Below are 16,305 nucleotides of genomic sequence, written 5' to 3' on the forward strand. Positions count from 1 at the left end.
TGGATAAGAGGGTGGAGTGACCAAGCAAAGCTCGGGCGAAATGAGTCGCGAGAATGCGGATTCGCGTCTGCGTAGTGAGATGCGAGTGGATGGAGGACTGCGGATGCCTCTTGCTCCGTCATTGCGAGCGAAGCGAAGCAATCCAGAATCTTTCCGCCGAGGCAGTCTGGATTCCTTCGTCGCGAAGGGCTCCTCGCAATGATGTCGCGGAGAGAGTGGCGGATCAAACCTCTGGCTCGTGTTCCAGCTCCGCGTGGACTTTCCGTAAAATTGCAACCCGCGCAAGACCGACGCCCAGCGCGAGATCCAGATCGTGACGCAGGAGAACGAGATCCAGATCGCGTCCAAGAGCAAGCAGACCTCGGAAGCCGTCGCCGAGGCCAAGACCGCCGAAGCGATCGCGGTCTCCGCGGAGGAAAAGGTCGTGACCGCGCGCGCGGTCGAGGTCGCCGACCGTGCCCGTCTCACCCAGGTGCTCGCCGCGCGCACGGAAGCCGAGCGCAAATCGACCGAGCTGATCGTCGCTGCCGAAGCCGAGAAGAAGGCGTCGCTCGACCGTGCCGAGGCCGCCAAGACACTGGCCACGGCGGAAGCCGAGTCCAACAAGATCAAGGCGGTCGGTGTCAGGAACATCGGCGAAGCCGAGGCCGCCGTCATCACGCTCAAGAACGAGGCGCAGAACAAGCTCGGCGCCAATGTCATCGATTTCGAGATTGCCAAGAAGCGGATTGAGACGATGCCGTCGGCGCTGGCCGAAATGGTCAGGCCGATCGGCAACCTCAAGGACGTCCGCATCCTGCACACTGGTGACGCCTTCGGCGGCAATGGCGCGGGCGGAGGCAATGTCGGCTTCGGTGAGGGGCTCGCCGGCGAGCTGCTCAAGGTCCACGCGCTGCGTCCGATGATCGACGAGATCCTGCGCCAGAGCGGTTTTGCGCCAGGCGACGATCCCGTGCAGACGCTGGTCGGCGCCGTGACCGGCAAGGCCAATGGTGCCGCGGGAACGCCGGCGGCTGTGTCTGCGCCGGAGAAAGCAAACACCGCCGATCTATGAATGCCGGTTCATTGCTGCGGAGAATTCGAATCGATATGAACTGGTTCGTTGCGCGTCTCGCGTCGCGCAACGAACCGGAGCGCGATCGAGTGCGTGTTGAACCTCTCGATCGCGCTTCGGACGACCCCTTCAAGGTAACGTCATTGGTTGCCGCGGCGCCTGCGCCGATCGACGTCAGGCGCCAGACCTGTTTCGATCCGGAGAATTTCACATGAAGTTTTTTCTGTCTGGACTGATCGCGATCGGATTTGCGATCGCTGCTACGCCGTCGTCGTTCGCGGCCGACGCCCGCAACGTCACCGTCGTCAACGAGACCGGCTATGCCATCAAGTTCCTGGGCTTCAACGCGCCGGATGATGGCCTGGACGAATGGGACAACGAACTCGACAAGGTTTTGCAGAACCAGGCCAGTACCTATGTCGAGTTCGGCGAGGACGACGAGGGCTGCGTCTGGAACATCCGCGTCGACTGGCAGAACTACGACGAGTCCGTGCTCTGGAAGAACGTCAATCTCTGCAAGATGACCGCGCTTCGGCTGCGCTATGACCCCGGCACCAAGACCACGTCGTTCACCGCCGAGTAACTCGATCCGATCTAAGCTCGAGGAGGGGCTCAAGGCCCTTCCTCGATGCATTGCGAATGATGGCCAATTCGTCCTTTGCAAGCGCAACCGGCTTTGTTATACGCAGCCGCGCGCGAACGACTGGTTCGCCTTTTCCTCGGTAGCTCAGCGGTAGAGCATCCGACTGTTAATCGGATGGTCGCAGGTTCGAATCCTGCCCGGGGAGCCAAAATCCGCTTCATTTTCAATGTTTTGCTGGCGTTGCTTGGTGTGACGCGCGATGCTGCTCGATCAGTTTCTCAACCTCGTTTCGGTCGTATCCGGCAGAATCGCGTTCAAGCGGATGTGTGCGGCAGCGCCGCCGCAGCCACGCGGACAGCACCAAAATCGACTTAATTCAGATCGAGATTGATGGGGCCGGACTCTTACGGAGCTGATTCCCATGCCCCACACCCAGATCGACCGTGCCCAGCTGGCCCCCTCGATTCTGCCGGCGGATATTCCCGAGCTGAGCGACGATGAATGCCTGGCCTGTCTCGCCCGCGCGGTCGAGACCCCCGATTCGGCGCGGCTGGACGAAGTGGCGGCCCTGATCGGCCGCCTTGCCGTCGCGATCGAATAGACCAACTCAACGACGACGCCTGTGTTGCGTGTGGCCGCTGGTTCAGCGGCCAACGGACGTGTTGCGTTTTCGCGAAGCCTGCTCCAAATATGCCGCCAACTTTCGTCCACGGCATCGTCCGCATTGCAGGGTCCGCAAATGTCCGCTTTCTCGACCGCGCGCTTAAAAATGGTCGATGGCCAAGTGCGCACCAGTGACGTCACCGATCGCCGCATTCTCGATGCCATGCTCACGGTTCCGCGCGAGGCCTTCGTGCCGGCTAGCCGGCAGGCGCTGGCCTATCTCGACCTCGATCTCGATGTGAGCGAGGGCGGCGCCAAGCGCTTCCTGATCAAGCCACAGCTGACCGGCAAGCTGCTCCAGGCCGCCGAGATCGGCGAGGGCGACAACGTGCTGGTCGTCGGCTGTGCCACCGGCTATTTGGCCGCGCTGACCGCGACGCTTGCGCACCAGGTCACGGCAACGGAGAGCGATTCGGCTCTGGCTGCGAAAGCCAAGGACGCCTTCGCCTCAATCGGGCTCGGCAACGTCACCTGCAAGGCTGCCGCCTGTGCCGATGGCGACTCGGCTGCCGCGCCCTATGACGTGATCATCCTCAACGGCGCCACTGAGGTGACGCCGGACCGGCTGTTCGGCCAGCTGAGGGAAGGCGGGCGCCTGGTGGGGGTCTCGGCCGAATCCATGCCGTCGCGGGCCGTGATTGTGACCCGTTCCCACGGCGAATTCGGCTATCGGCCGCTGTTTGACGCCGCCGCCCCGGTGCTTCCCGGGCTGGAACGGGCCGCCGCCTTCGTCTTCTGACCGCCGAAACCCCGTTAAAATCCCGTTCTGAATCAGAAGTGTGGCCGGGATGCTGCACGTAAAGAGTTTCCGCTGAGAACCCCCCAGAGGGTGTTCCGTCGCGCTCGGCCGCGTCCTATGTTGCTGCGGGGCAACGACTCCACTTGGATACGGTAACCAGGCTCGCGGGCACGAGCCTGACGTGAGAATGAACGGATTTTCAAGGATGCATGGGGTGAAGTTCTTCACCGGAGCAGCGGTTTCGGTTCTCCTGACGGCGCTTGCCGGGCCGACACCTGCATTGGCGGATACGATCGAGGCCGCGCTCGTGCGCGCCTATCAGAACAATCCGCAGCTCAACGCTCAGCGCGCCCAGGTGCGCTCGACCGACGAGAACGTGCCGCAAGCGCTGTCGGGATATCGTCCCAAGGTCAATGTGACCCTCGGCACCGGGTATCAGTATCAGGACGTCCAGGCGACGCAGAACTTCGCCCCCCCGACCCCCAAGTCGATCAACGGCGTGCTTCAGTCCAACAGCGCCAGCCTGACCGTCAACCAGACGCTCTACAACGGCAATCAAACCGCCAACAAGACGCGCGCCGCGGAAAGCCAGGTCTCGGGATCCCGCGAGGCGTTGCGTGTGCTTGAGCAGACAGTGCTGCTTCAGGCCGCCACGGTCTACATGGATTATCTGCGCGATGCAGCGACGCTGGAAGTCCAGCGCAGCAACGTGCGGGTGCTGGAGCAGACGCTCAAGCAGACGCGTGACCGCTTCAATGTGGGCGAGGTGACCCGCACCGACGTGGCGCAATCCGAGGCCCAGCTGGCGGCCGGCAATACGCAGGCACTGACGGCCGAGTCGAATCTGACCACGACCCGCTCCAACTTCCGCCGTATCATCGGCAATGAGCCGGCAAACCTCGCGCCGGGTTCGCCGGTCGATCGCTTCCTGCCCGGTACAATCGCCTCCGCGGTCAATCTCAGCCTGGTCGAGAACCCCAACGTGACGGCGTCGATGTACGGCATCGACGTCAACTATCTCCAGGTCAAGATCAACGAAGGCGCGCTGCTGCCAACGGTCACGGTCCAGGCTGGTGTCAGCACGGCCTATCAACAGACCTTGAGCATCTTCCGAACGAATACCGCGTCCGCCATCGCGACGGCTTCCATTCCGATCTTTCAGGGCGGTGCCGAATATTCGCTGATCCGCCAGTCCAAGGAGAACCTGGCGCAGCAGCGCCTGAACCTCGAAACGACGCGCGACCAGACCCGCGCGACCGTCGTGACGGCGTGGGGCCAGCTGCAGGCCGGCAAGGCGCAGGTGCAGTCCGCGCAGGCCCAGGTCACCGCCTCCGAGATCGCGCTGAACGGCGTGCGCGAGGAAGCCAAGGCGGGCCAGCGCACCACGCTCGACGTGCTCAACGCGCAGCAGGCGCTCGTGAACGCGCGCGTTGCACTCGTCACTGCCCAGCATGACCGCGTGGTGGCGTCCTATTCGGTGCTCAACGCGGTTGGCCGTCTTGCGCCGCAGGTGCTCGGCCTCAACACCACGGTCTACGATCCGAGCGTGCACTACCAGCAGGTCCGCGACAGCTGGGCCGGCGTGCGTACGCCAGACGGACGCTGATTGCCGTAGTTCTCCGGTCGGCCTCGCAAACTGCCAAGGCCGACCGGTGCTTTGCTTGCAATCATCAAAATCCCTGACATAGCCTTGCTAAGAAGCTGCGGGTCGATTCGCCCTGCATCCAATGTTGCGTGCGTAATGCTTGAGTGACGGGGCAGGGGCGCGCCGCCTCACGTTGAGCGGTGATCTGGGGACAAGTCTGGCTGTCGCGACGAAAATGTCGGGCCACACATCCGGAACCGGCCAATCCTGTCGTGCTTGGTGTAAAACAACGCATGCGAGGGCGTTGATGATGTGGAGTCGGAGATGACGCAGCCTGCAAAGGTCACAGAACCCTCCATGGAGGAGATTCTGGCCTCTATCCGGCGCATCATTGCCGACGATGAGGCCAAGCCGCCGCCGGCAGAGGCTGCCAAGCCCGCGCCGGCGCCCGCCGCGCCCGCATCAAAGCCGCAGCAGGCCATGAACGACATTCCCGCATCCAAGGTCGCGCCTGCAAAGCCTGTCGCCGACAAGCCTGTGCCACCGCCTAGCGCGAAGCCCGCTGCGCCTCCGGCGCCCGCGGCGGATGCCGGCCCCAACAACCAGGACGATATCGACGCGCTGCTGGCGGGGCTCGACACGGCCACGACTGCGCCCGAGGTCCGTGCTCCGGAACCCGAGCCTGAGCCCGAACCCGAACCCGAACCCGACGTGCTCGAATTAACCGACGAGATGGCGATGGATGCGGAGCCGACACCAGCTCCGCCGCCACCCAGCTTCCGCAGGGTCGAACCGCGCGAAGATCTCGAATTCGCCGAAGCGCCGCCGTCCCGTCCGACACCCGCGCCGTCCTATGCATCGGTAAACTTCGATGCTCTGCCGTTGCCGCCGCAGCAGCCGATCCTGGCCCAATCGACCGTCTCGGCGGTTGAATCCGCCTTCAACTCCCTGGCCCACACCGTGCTCAGCAGCAATGCGCGGACGCTGGAGGATCTGGTCAAGGAGATGCTGCGTCCGATGCTGAAATCCTGGCTCGACGACAATCTGCCGGGCCTCGTCGAACGCATCGTGAAGGCCGAAATCGAGCGGGTCTCGCGCGGCGGGCGGTGAACCCGGCCGCTCGGCCCCGATAAAGCCCTGCTCCTGAGTCATACTTGACCTGCCGTGCGGGCCGGAAAGCCCTTTTGCCGCTGAGCTTTCCGTTGACTTGAGCTCCGCGCGCGGCTTTCTAGCGCCCCATGATCGAGAAAAACTACCAGCCCGCCGATATCGAAGCCCGCATGTCCGTCGTGTGGGAGGACAGCCTTGCCTTCAAGGCCGGCCGTCCCGACCGCCGCGACGCGGTGCCCTTTACCATTGTGATCCCGCCGCCGAACGTGACGGGCTCGCTGCACATGGGCCACGCGCTCAACAACACGCTGCAGGACATCCTGTGCCGGTTCGAGCGCATGCGCGGCCGTGACGTGCTGTGGCAGCCCGGTACCGACCATGCCGGTATCGCCACCCAGATGGTGGTCGAGCGGCAGCTGATGGAGCGCCAGCAGCCCGGGCGCCGCGAGATGGGCCGCGAGAAGTTTCTGGAGCGGGTCTGGCAGTGGAAGGCGGAGAGCGGCGACACCATCATCAACCAGCTCAAGCGCCTTGGCGCCTCCTGCGACTGGTCGCGCGAGCGCTTCACCATGGACGAGGGCCTGTCCAAGGCCGTCGTCAAGGTGTTCGTCGAGCTGCACCGTGACGGACTGATCTACAAGGACAAGCGGCTGGTGAACTGGGACACCAAGCTCTTGACCGCGATCTCCGATCTCGAGGTGCAGCAGACCGAGGTCAAGAGCCACCTCTGGTATCTGCGCTACCCGATCGAGGGCAAGGTTTTCAGCCCCGAGGATCCCGCGACCTTCATCGTCGTCGCCACCACGCGGCCCGAGACCATGCTCGGCGATACCGGCGTCGCCGTGCACCCTGACGACGAGCGCTATCTGAAGTTGGTTGGCAAGAACGTGATCCTGCCGCTGGTCGGCCGCAAGATTAAGATCGTCGCCGACGAATATTCCGATCCTGAGAAGGGCTCGGGCGCGGTCAAGGTGACGCCGGCGCACGATTTCAACGATTTCGAGGTCGGCAATCGCCACGGGCTGCGCCGTATCAGCGTGCTCGACAAGGAAGGCTGCCTCGATCTCCTCGACAACGAGGATTATCTGCGCGGCCTGCCGGAAGGCGCCTCGCAGTTCGCCGAGGAGTTCAACAAGGTCGACCGCTTTGCTGCACGCAAGCGCATCGTCGAGCGGCTGGAGTCGTTCGGCTTCGTCGAGCGCATCGAGCCGCACACCCACATGGTGCCGCACGGCGACCGCTCGAACAGCGTGATCGAGCCGTATCTGACCGATCAGTGGTACGTCGACGCCAAGACACTCGCAAAACCCGCGATCGCGGCGGTGCGTTCGGGCGAGACCTCTTTCGTCCCGAAGAACTGGGAGAAGACCTATTTCGAGTGGATGGAGAACATCCAGCCCTGGTGCATCTCGCGCCAGCTCTGGTGGGGCCATCAGATCCCGGCCTGGTACGGCCCGGACGGCAAGGTGTTCGTTGCCGAGACCGAGGAGGAGGCCGTCAGCCACGCACTCGGCTATTACGTCGAGCAGGAAGTGATCACGGTCGAGCAGGGCCGCGAGATGGCGCTCGACCGCAACAAGCGCGAGGGCTTCATCACCCGTGACGAGGACGTGCTCGACACCTGGTTCTCGTCGGCGCTGTGGCCGTTCTCGACGCTCGGCTGGCCGGAAGACGCGCCGGAAGTGAAGCGCTACTATCCGACCAATGTCCTCGTCACAGGCTGGGACATCATCTTCTTCTGGGTCGCCCGCATGATGATGATGGGCCTTCACTTCATGAAGGAGGCGCCGTTCTCGACGGTCTACATCCACCGCCTCGTCCGCGATGAGAAGGGCGCCAAGATGTCGAAGTCGAAAGGCAACGTCATCGATCCGCTCAACCTGATCGACGAATACGGTGCTGATGCTCTCCGCTTTGCGCTGGCACGCGAGGCGGCCCACACGCATGACATCAAGCTTTCGTCGCAGCTTGTCGAAATCAATCGCAATTTTGCGACAAAACTCTGGAATTCCTGCCGCTTCGCAGAGATGAACGATTGCGTTGTGCCGGAAGGTTTTGAGCCCGCGAAAGCCAAGGAGCCGCTGAATCGCTGGATCGCGCACAAGGCCGCAGAAGCCACGCGCGAGGTGACCGAGGCACTTGAGGCTCACAGCTTCAACGAAGCTGCAAGCGCGATGTATCGGTTCGTCCTGAACATCTATTGCGACTGGTACGTGGAGCTCGCAAAGCCTGCGCTCCTCGGCGCGGACGGCCCGCTCAAGGACGAGACCCGCGCTATGGTCGCCTGGGCGCGCGACGAGATACTGAAGTTGCTGCACCCCTTCATGCCCTTCATCACCGAAGAGTTGTGGGAGGTGACGGCCAAGCGCGACGGTCTGCTCGCATTGGCGACGTGGCCGCTGAAGCCGTCCGGTCCGACGCCGGAGCAACTCGCGATGCTTGCAGCTGCGGCCGGGCCGACCGATCCGCTGGTCTCGCCTGCGTTTGTGATACCGCTCTTCGACCATGCCGACTTTAGCGATCCAAAGGCGGAAGCCGAGATCGGCTGGGTGATTGATCTCGTCACGCAGATCCGCTCGGTGCGCGCTGAGATGAACATCCCGCCGGCGACGCTGACGGCGCTGGTGCTCGCGGGCGCCTCGGCTGAAACGAAGGAACGCGCGCCGCGCTGGACCGACGTGATCAAGCGCATGGCGCGGCTCTCCGATATCTCGTTCGCCGACCGTGCGCCTGACGGCGCGGTTCAGCTGCTCGTCCGCGGCGAGGTGGCCGCGCTGCCGCTGAAGGGCGTGGTCGACGTTGCCGCCGAGCGCACGCGCCTCGACAAGGAGATCGCGAAGGCCGAGGCCGACATCAAGCGCGCCGAGTCGAAGCTCGCCAATGAGAAATTTGTCGCCAACGCAGCCGAAGAGGTCGTTGAGGAGGAGCGCGAAAAGCGCGAGGCGGCCCTGGCCCGCAAGGCCAAGCTGCTCGAGGCGCTCGAGCGGCTGAAGCAGGCGTCGTAAGCCTATTTCGGAAACGGCTTGCTGAGGAATTTCGAGCCGCTGACGCCGTAGCGCCAGGGCAGTTCGACGGCCTTGGTGATGCCGATCCGGATGCCAGCCGCTACTTCCACGTCTTCCGTCCGCGCATGCAGCGCCATCGGCGGCCGGTCGAGTGGCAGGGCATTGTGCGCGATGGTGATGCCGAGTGCCTCCGTCAGCTTGCCCGGGCCCGAGCACAGCGCCTGTACATCGACCGCATGGCGTCGCCGGCGCATCGCGGCCAGACCATGCGTCGGCTCCAGCGCGCGGATCAGCACGGCGGCAGCCGAGCCTTCCTCCTCGCAGACGAAATTGATGCACCAGTGGATGCCGTAGGAGCGGTAGACATAGGCAAAGCCGGGCGGACCGAACATGATCTGGTTCCGCGGCGTCGGGCCGTTGTAGGAGTGCGCCGCCGGCTCGGTATGATGATAGGCCTCGACCTCGACGATGATCCCGCCAACGCCGTCGACCAGCATGGTCGCACCGATCAAATCGGGCGCGACCTCGTGGACGCTGCGGTTGAAAAAGGCACGCTTCAGGGCCTTGCCGAGCCGCGGTGTGGAAGTCTTCGAGGTTGGAGCCATTCGAGGTGAGAATCGCCAGAGAACAGAGCAGGATATTGCCCATATCTGCCATGTTCCCTGAAGCCGCGCGAGCCGGGTTGCAGCAGACAAGCAGACCGATTAGGTAGGACTTGAACAGACCGGACAGCCCATGGTCGTTATTGTCGACACTATCTCGAACCCGTTGCGCCCGCGTCACCCCGAAAAGGTGAATCGCCCTGACTCCGCTTCGCCGCCGAAGCCGGACTGGATCCGCGTGCGCGCCCCTAACACCCGCGGCTATGCCGACACCCGCAACATCGTGCGTGCCAACGGCCTGCACACGGTATGCGAGGAGGCGGGCTGCCCGAACATCGGCGAGTGCTGGGACAAAAAGCACGCGACCTTCATGATCATGGGTGACACCTGCACCCGTGCCTGCGCCTTCTGCAACGTCAAGACCGGCATGCCCAACGCGCTGGATGCGGCCGAGCCGCACAACGTCGGCGAGGCTGTCGCCAAGCTGGGCCTCGCTCATGTGGTCATTACCTCGGTCGATCGCGACGATCTTGCAGACGGCGGCGCCGAGCACTTCGCCCAGACCATACGCGCGATCCGCGCCGCCTGTCCCTCGACCACGATCGAGATCCTGACGCCGGACTTCCTGCGCAAGGAAGGCGCGCTCGATGTTGTCGTCGCGGCGCGGCCCGACGTTTTCAACCACAATCTCGAGACCGTGCCGTCGCGCTATCTCACCGTGCGGCCCGGCGCGCGCTATTTCCACTCGATCCGGCTGCTGCAGAGGGTCAAGGAGCTCGATCCGACCATCTTCACCAAGTCCGGCATCATGGTTGGCCTCGGCGAGGAGCGCCACGAGGTGCAGCAGGTGATGGACGATCTGCGATCGGCAGACGTCGATTTCCTGACCATCGGCCAATATCTCCAGCCGACCCGCAAGCATCACGCCGTGATGCGCTACGTGCCGCCGGACGAGTTTTCGTCCTACGAGAAGGTTGCCTACACCAAGGGCTTCCTGATGGTCTCGGCGAGCCCGCTGACCCGCTCGTCGCATCATGCCGGCGAGGACTTTGCAAGACTGAAGGCCGCACGGGCCGCGACTGCCCGCTGAACCGCCATGCCCAAATTTTCGAGTAAGCGCCGTGTCAATCACAGTGCGTCCGAGATGTTCGATCTGGTCGCCGATGTCGAGCGCTACCCGGAATTCGTGCCGCTGTGCAGTGCGCTGAAGATCCGCCAGCGCATGGCCAAGCCCGACGGCACCGAGGTGCTGGTGGCCGACATGACGGTGTCGTTCAAGCTGGTCAAGGAAACCTTCACCAGCCGCGTGACGCTCGATCGCGCCAATCTGAAGATCCTTGTCGAATATCTGCAAGGCCCGTTCAGCAATCTCGAAAACCGCTGGACGTTCGAGCCCAAAGGCCAGCAAGAGGGCAATGACGTCTCCGACGTCGGTTTCTTCCTCGCCTACGAATTCAAGAGCCGCATGCTGGCGATGCTGATGGGCTCGATGTTCGATGCCGCGTTCGCGCGGTTTTCCATTGCGTTCGAGAAGCGCGCCGACGCGATCTACGGCCGGCCGAAGCTGGCGTCGTCCTGATCAATCCACCGCCTTTACGATGTCCGGCGGCTGCGAGGCGTAATACGCCGCGGCTGCCTCGATTTCCTGCGGCGTCATGGCGCGGGCGATGTTGCGCATCTGCTGGCTGATGTCGTTGCGGCGCTCGCTGGACGCAAAGGCCTGGAGCTGCGCCTTCAGATAGGCCTCGGACTGTCCCTCCAGCCAGGGGCTGCCGGTCTTATTGTCGAGGCTGCCATGGCAGGCGCCGCAGGGTGCGATGCCGCGCATCGGCGCGCCGTATATGACGATGTTGGGTTTGGGCAGTTGCGGCGTCGGATGATAGGCCGGCAGCCGCGGCAGATAGGCGTAATAGTTTGAGAGATCGGCGATTTCCTCGTCCGTCAGATTGACGGCGAACGGCGACATCACGGCATTGGTGCGTGCGCTGGAGCGGAAATCGTGCAGCTCCTTGTAGATCACAGCGGCATATTGGCCAGCGAGGTTGGGCGAATCCGCGCGGCTGATGCCGATCGGGCCGTGACAGATGGCGCAGCGCTGCGCCAGCGTCGCGCCGCGGCCGATCGCCTCCTGACTCGGACGCGATAGCGTGTGCGAGGTCAGCACGACCTCCGACAGGCGTTTTGTCTGTTCGGGCGCTGTGACGTTTGCGGCCCGCTGCGGCACGCCGGCGGCGCTACAGATCGCATCCCAGACATTTGCAAACTGAACCCAGGGCTGCGCAAGGGGCAACAGGATAAAGCCGGCAATCGCCGTCACGACCAGGATTGCTGCGGTGATGCTGACGCCAATCCTGAAATGGCGATTGCTGAAAGTGAAGAGGTCGCGCGTGCTCATCACTGCGCTCCCACATAAACGGCGGGCACCGAGGTGCCTCCGCCCAGCGCCAGATTCAGGATCGGATAGCCGTAGTTGGTGACAGTGAGCGCGATCATCAGCGCCACCCACAGCGCGTGCGTGTTGAGCGCGACCGCCACGGTCGCCGGCTGGTGCACAGCCAGCGCAAAGCGATAGGGGCCGGCGTCAACCTGAGGCGCGCGCATGCCACGCGCCAGGATGACGATGAACATGATGCCAGACGTCAGCAGGATGAAGCCACCGAACACGGAGAAAGTGACTGAGAGCGCCTGTGGCGCGATCGCGGGATCGCCGAAGTCGAAATAGGCCATGCGGCGCGGCATGCCGAGAATTCCGACCCAGTGCCACGGGAAGGTCGTGACGATCATGCCGACGAACCACAGCCACAGCTGGGTGCGGATCAGGCGGACATCGATCAGCTCGCGTCCCGTCAGATGCGGCCACAGATCATAGGCGATCGCAAAGTACATGATGACGATGGCGCCACCGAAGATCAGGTGGAAATGGCCGGTGATCCACTGCGTGTTGTGGATCGACGCATCGAGCTGATAGCTCATGTTGATCAGCCCGCCCGCGCCGCCGAAGCCGAGCATGACGAACGAGAACGCCAACGCCAGCATCATCGGATTGTCCCAGGGCAGGGCCCTGATCCAGCCGAACAGACCGCGGCCGCCTCGGAGGCGCGCCGCGATCTCCACTGAGGCGCAGATCGTGAACACGGTCAGTAGCGTCGGGAGCGCGACCAGTGCCGTGAAGGCCGAATGGATGAACTTGAAGCCGGCGCCGACCTGCGGATCGGCAAAGGTGTGGTGCAGGCCGATCGGCATCGCCACCACCAGGAACAGGATGAAGGAGATCCGCGCCATGGTGTCGGAATAGACCCGGCCGCCGATCGCGCGCGGCACGATGGTGTAATAGGCGATGTAGGTCGGCATCAGCCAGAAATAGACGATGGCGTGCAGCGTCCAGGAGAAGAAGATGCGGGCGAGGCCGGCGTCGATCGTGTTCTTCAGCCCGGCCGCGACCGGAATGATCTGAAGCAACAGCTCGAGCGCGGCGCCGACCGCGGTCCATGCCCACAGATAGGAGCCGGCGACATTGGCGAACATGGCCAGCGGCACCGGTGCGCCGGGGTGGGCCTTACGCCAGACGCGCAGGTTGATCGCCATCAGCGCGACCCAGATCCAGGAGCCGACCACGACCAGCACGACGCCGAGGTAGTAGAAGAGGTTGCCGATCAGCGGCGGATAGAAAGTGTAGAGTACCGAGGCGCGACCCAGCGCGATCGGGATCACCGCCATGACACTGCCGACGACGATCAGCCAGAACCCGGTCCAGGCCCAGCGCACGCCGACCAGGCGCTGCTCCAGAGCGGCCTCGCTGATGGCATAGCCGAACCCCATCGCAACCAGCGTCGGGAACACGTAGCCCATCACCGTGCCGTGCGCGGTCAGCGAGCGGTAGTAGAGCTCGGGATTGGACAGCCAGGTGCCGATCGGGCTGCGGATGAACATCTGCCAGGCGCCAAGCGTCAGGGCGATCCCGAACACCACGAAGGCCAGCCAGAAATGGGCGAGAATGAGCTTCCTATTGACCAACACAGCTCAGCCTCCCGCCAGCCTTCGCGCGATTGGCGAAGTCGGCCTTGTCGATCACCTTGACCTTGCCCCACATGCCCTCGTGGCCGAACGAGCAAAACTCCTGGCAGGGCATCAGATGCTCGCCGGTGTTCGTAAAGCGCATGAGCTGTTCGGAGATGTAGCCGGGCACCAGCATGGTGTTGACGTTGGTCCCCTGAATCAGGATGCCGTGCACGACGTCGGCGCTGGTGGCTCGCAGCGTGATCGGCGTATCCACGGGCACCACGATGCAGGCCGGCGTGAATGAATATTGCTGGCCGATCGCGCGTACGGTCACATCGCCATTGGCCTCCAGCACGCTGCCGAGATTGCCTTCGACGAATTCACCGGCGAGATGCAACCGCGATGGATCGGTGGTCTCGACGCGCGGCTGCGGCATGGTTGCCTGGTGGATGCCGGCGAAGGCCGCCAGCACCGCCATGCCCACGATGATGATGACGGCAATGGTGGCCCAGCGCCGCTCAACGCGGGCTGCGACCTCGGCGCTGCTGCCATGGGTGTCCTCTGCACTCATTGGAGCGAGCCGCGCGGCAGGAAGACGAAGAGATAGAACGCAAGCCACATCGCAACCACGCAGGCAGTTGCAATGCCAGCAAGCGCGATCGCGCCTGACGGTCCCTGCGCAACGACCTCCTCGACAGCCTGATCGGCGGAGGCTGGGCTGGTCGGTGGATCAGAATTGAACATGATGTATCCCTGACGCCTCTCAGTTCAGCGGTGCGGAGCGCAGTTCGTTGGCCTCGCGCGCCGAGACCGGCGTGCCGCGATTGCCCCAGGCGGTGCGGATATAGGAGACGACGGCGGCGACCTCGTTGTCGGAGAGGAGGCCCGCGAACGGCGGCATGCCGTAGGGCATCGGATTGCCCTTGGTGCCCGGCGGATAGCCGCCATTGAGCACCATGCGGATCGGGTTAACGGCCGACTGCATCTCGATCGACTGGTTGTTGGCGAGCGGCGGCCAGTGCGGCGGTCTACCTTCGCCCTGCGAACCATGACAGCTCGCGCAGTTCTTGTCGTACACGGTCTTGCCGAGGCTGATCAGCAGGCTGCTCTCGGTGTTCGGCAGTGCGGAGCTTGCCCGCGGCGGGGACGAGGCTTCCGCGATGCCCTTGAGGTACACCGCCATCGCCTTGGTGTCGGCATCGTTGAGATATTGCAGGCTGTTGTGCACGACCTCGGCCATTGGTCCGTAGACCACGCCGCGCGCGGAAACGCCGGTCTGGAGCAGATCGGTGATGTCCTTGATGCTCCAGTCGCCGAGGCCTGCCTCGCGGTTGTTGGTGAGAGACGGCGCGTACCAGTTCTGCATCGGGATCAAGCCGCCCTTGAAGGCATCCGATTGCGAGGTGCCGCCGAGGGCGTTGATCGGCGAATGGCACATGCCGCAATGGCCGAGCCCCTCGACCAGATAGGCGCCGCGATTCCATTCGGCTGATTTGGTTGGATCCGGCTTGAACTCACCCTCGCGGAAGAACAGCGTGCGCCAGCCAAGGATGAGCTGGCGGTTGTCGTAAGGAAAACGCAACTCGTGCGGCTTGTTCTTCTGGCTTACCGGCGCGATCGAGCGCAGATAGGCGAAGATGGCATCGCTGTCGTCGCGCGTGACCTTGGTGTAGGACGCAAACGGCATCGCCGGATAGATCAGCCCGCCATCCGGGAAACGGCCGTTGTGCATGGTCCGGTAGAAATCGTCCGCGCTCCACTTGCCGATGCCGGTCTCCGGGTCGGGCGTGATGTTGGAGGTGTAGATCGTTCCGAACGGGGTCGGCATGGCATGGCCGCCGGCGAACAGGCGGCCCTCCGGCGCGGTGTGGCAGGCGGTGCAGTCGCCGGCGCGGGCGAGATATTCGCCGCGTGCGATGATGTCGCTGTTCTTATCCTGCGCTTGTGCCGCCGTCGTGAGCGCAGCGAGTGCAAGGAGCGTGATCGACAGTCTTGAGCCCATCATCCGCCTCGTCAGTTGGGCTGGCTGCCGCAGCCGAAGGGCAGCGCGTAGGTGCCTTTCGGGACGGGAGCAGGATTAGCGGGGGCAGGGCGCGTCGCAAGCCAGGCGGCGACCGCGGTGACGTCGGCCTCGGTCAGATGGCCGGCGACAAGCTGCATGCAGTCGGGCGATTTCGCCGTGCGGGTGCCGTAGCGCCAGGCGCCGAGCTGGGCGCTGACATAGGCGGCGCGCAAGCCGAGCAGGCCGGGGATGCCGGGCTGCATGCCCGTCAGTCCCGGACCGTGGCAGCTCACGCACGCCGGTATATTACGACCGGCGTCGCCGCTGGTGGCGAGCAGTTCACCCTGCGCGAGGACTTCCTTGCTGACCTCGCTCGGCGCCGGCTGGGGCAACGGTGGATGCTCACTGGCAAAATATTCCGCCATCGCCTCCAGATACGGATCGGGCAGAAACTCCAGCAGGTAATTCATCGGCGGGTATTTGCGCCGGCCGCTGCGGAAGGCGAGCAGCTGATTGTAGAGATAGCCGGCCGGCTTGCCGGCAAGGCGCGGGAAATAGACATCGCTGGTGCCTTCGCCCTTGTTGCCATGACAGGGCGTGCAAGCTTCCACCCGCGCCGCCATGGTATCCGGCGGCTGGTTAGCCGTTTGCGCGGCCGCGCCATCAAAGGCGGCCAAGGTAATAATCACGGCGGCCAAGGCCGCGGCGCGAGCGAACACTTCCGTCGCCCTCCACAATGCTGGTCCGGTTGATTCCGGATCACAACGTAGAGCGGCATTATTGCGCCAATATTTTTCTGTGCAAGATCGCATAAGGGCGACGACGTTTGGTCGCGCCCGCCGCATCGCACATCGAGATCGATTTCGACAAATTTGCGTGCAATTTGAAAAGCAAACATGACGCTGCAGTCTCGCGGCGCATCGGGCCCGAGGTCTGCGTCGTGCAGTCACCCTCTTTTGTCAG

15 protein-coding genes, 1 tRNA gene and 1 pseudogene are annotated in these 16,305 nt (G+C 63.8%); 10 read left to right on the top strand and 7 right to left on the bottom strand.

Annotation, left to right across the window (positions count from 1 at the left end):
• Positions 1 to 274: 274 nt before the first annotated feature.
• The 8 genes and pseudogenes from ABIA96_RS35800 to ABIA96_RS35835 all read left to right on the top strand — a co-directional run.
• Positions 275 to 1,054: pseudogene (locus ABIA96_RS35800) on the top strand (flotillin family protein); the annotation flags it as partial.
• A 211-nt stretch (positions 1,055 to 1,265) separates the two neighbouring features.
• Positions 1,266 to 1,637: a hypothetical protein gene (locus tag ABIA96_RS35805; protein WP_354141602.1), complete on the top strand. Its 372-nt coding sequence runs from the start codon at positions 1,266 to 1,268 to the stop codon at positions 1,635 to 1,637.
• 133 nt (positions 1,638 to 1,770) lie between these two features.
• Positions 1,771 to 1,845, top strand: a tRNA-Asn gene (locus ABIA96_RS35810).
• A gap of 213 nt (positions 1,846 to 2,058) precedes the next feature.
• Positions 2,059 to 2,238, top strand: a complete 180-nt coding sequence (locus ABIA96_RS35815; RefSeq protein WP_354141603.1) for a hypothetical protein — start codon at positions 2,059 to 2,061, stop codon at positions 2,236 to 2,238.
• Between the two features lie 138 nt (positions 2,239 to 2,376).
• Positions 2,377 to 3,039, top strand: a complete 663-nt coding sequence (locus ABIA96_RS35820) for a protein-L-isoaspartate O-methyltransferase family protein (protein ID WP_354141604.1) — start codon at positions 2,377 to 2,379, stop codon at positions 3,037 to 3,039.
• A gap of 205 nt (positions 3,040 to 3,244) precedes the next feature.
• Complete coding sequence (locus tag ABIA96_RS35825) at positions 3,245 to 4,645, top strand: TolC family outer membrane protein (protein WP_354141615.1); 1,401 nt, start codon at positions 3,245 to 3,247, stop codon at positions 4,643 to 4,645.
• Between the two features lie 303 nt (positions 4,646 to 4,948).
• Positions 4,949 to 5,734 carry a PopZ family protein gene (locus ABIA96_RS35830; RefSeq protein ID WP_354141605.1) on the top strand — a complete coding sequence of 262 codons (786 nt, stop codon included), beginning with the start codon at positions 4,949 to 4,951 and terminating at the stop codon, positions 5,732 to 5,734.
• A gap of 128 nt (positions 5,735 to 5,862) precedes the next feature.
• Positions 5,863 to 8,739, top strand: a complete 2,877-nt coding sequence (locus ABIA96_RS35835) for a valine--tRNA ligase (RefSeq protein WP_354141606.1) — start codon at positions 5,863 to 5,865, stop codon at positions 8,737 to 8,739.
• 2 nt (positions 8,740 to 8,741) lie between these two features.
• Here the strand turns inward: ABIA96_RS35835 and ABIA96_RS35840 are convergent, their stop codons facing one another.
• Positions 8,742 to 9,344, bottom strand: a complete 603-nt coding sequence (locus tag ABIA96_RS35840; RefSeq protein ID WP_354141607.1) for a DNA-3-methyladenine glycosylase — start codon at positions 9,342 to 9,344, stop codon at positions 8,742 to 8,744.
• A 130-nt stretch (positions 9,345 to 9,474) separates the two neighbouring features.
• On the opposite strand from ABIA96_RS35840, the gene lipA reads away from it, so the two are divergent.
• Positions 9,475 to 10,431 (top strand): lipoyl synthase, encoded by a 957-nt coding sequence (lipA, locus tag ABIA96_RS35845; protein WP_354141608.1) that lies wholly within the window; start codon positions 9,475 to 9,477, stop codon positions 10,429 to 10,431.
• Positions 10,432 to 10,437: 6 nt separating this feature from the next.
• Positions 10,438 to 10,920: a type II toxin-antitoxin system RatA family toxin gene (locus ABIA96_RS35850; protein ID WP_354141609.1), complete on the top strand. Its 483-nt coding sequence runs from the start codon at positions 10,438 to 10,440 to the stop codon at positions 10,918 to 10,920.
• Here the strand turns inward: ABIA96_RS35850 and ABIA96_RS35855 are convergent, their stop codons facing one another.
• Genes ABIA96_RS35855 through ABIA96_RS35880 form a run of 6 tightly spaced genes read right to left on the bottom strand, consistent with a single transcriptional unit; the run spans position 10,921 to position 16,061 of the window.
• The gene (locus ABIA96_RS35855; protein ID WP_354141610.1) at positions 10,921 to 11,736 is read right to left on the bottom strand and encodes a c-type cytochrome; all 816 of its coding nucleotides are present in this window, start codon (positions 11,734 to 11,736) and stop codon (positions 10,921 to 10,923) included.
• Positions 11,736 to 13,358: a b(o/a)3-type cytochrome-c oxidase subunit 1 gene (locus ABIA96_RS35860; RefSeq protein ID WP_354141611.1), complete on the bottom strand. Its 1,623-nt coding sequence runs from the start codon at positions 13,356 to 13,358 to the stop codon at positions 11,736 to 11,738. Before ABIA96_RS35860 ends, ABIA96_RS35855 begins: the two co-directional genes overlap by 1 nt.
• On the bottom strand, positions 13,345 to 13,911 hold the full coding sequence (locus tag ABIA96_RS35865) for a cupredoxin domain-containing protein (RefSeq protein ID WP_354141612.1): 567 nt from the start codon (positions 13,909 to 13,911) through the stop codon (positions 13,345 to 13,347). Before ABIA96_RS35865 ends, ABIA96_RS35860 begins: the two co-directional genes overlap by 14 nt.
• Positions 13,908 to 14,084 (bottom strand): hypothetical protein, encoded by a 177-nt coding sequence (locus ABIA96_RS35870; RefSeq protein WP_354141613.1) that lies wholly within the window; start codon positions 14,082 to 14,084, stop codon positions 13,908 to 13,910. Before ABIA96_RS35870 ends, ABIA96_RS35865 begins: the two co-directional genes overlap by 4 nt.
• Before the next feature lie 19 nt (positions 14,085 to 14,103).
• Complete coding sequence (locus ABIA96_RS35875; protein ID WP_354141616.1) at positions 14,104 to 15,342, bottom strand: c-type cytochrome; 1,239 nt, start codon at positions 15,340 to 15,342, stop codon at positions 14,104 to 14,106.
• A gap of 11 nt (positions 15,343 to 15,353) precedes the next feature.
• Entirely contained in the window at positions 15,354 to 16,061 is a 708-nt protein-coding gene (locus ABIA96_RS35880; RefSeq protein WP_354141614.1) for a c-type cytochrome, read from the bottom strand.
• Positions 16,062 to 16,305: the final 244 nt, after the last annotated feature.

It is taken from the genome of Bradyrhizobium sp. LB11.1, assembly GCF_040549385.1.
GTDB lineage: Bacteria > Pseudomonadota > Alphaproteobacteria > Rhizobiales > Xanthobacteraceae > Bradyrhizobium.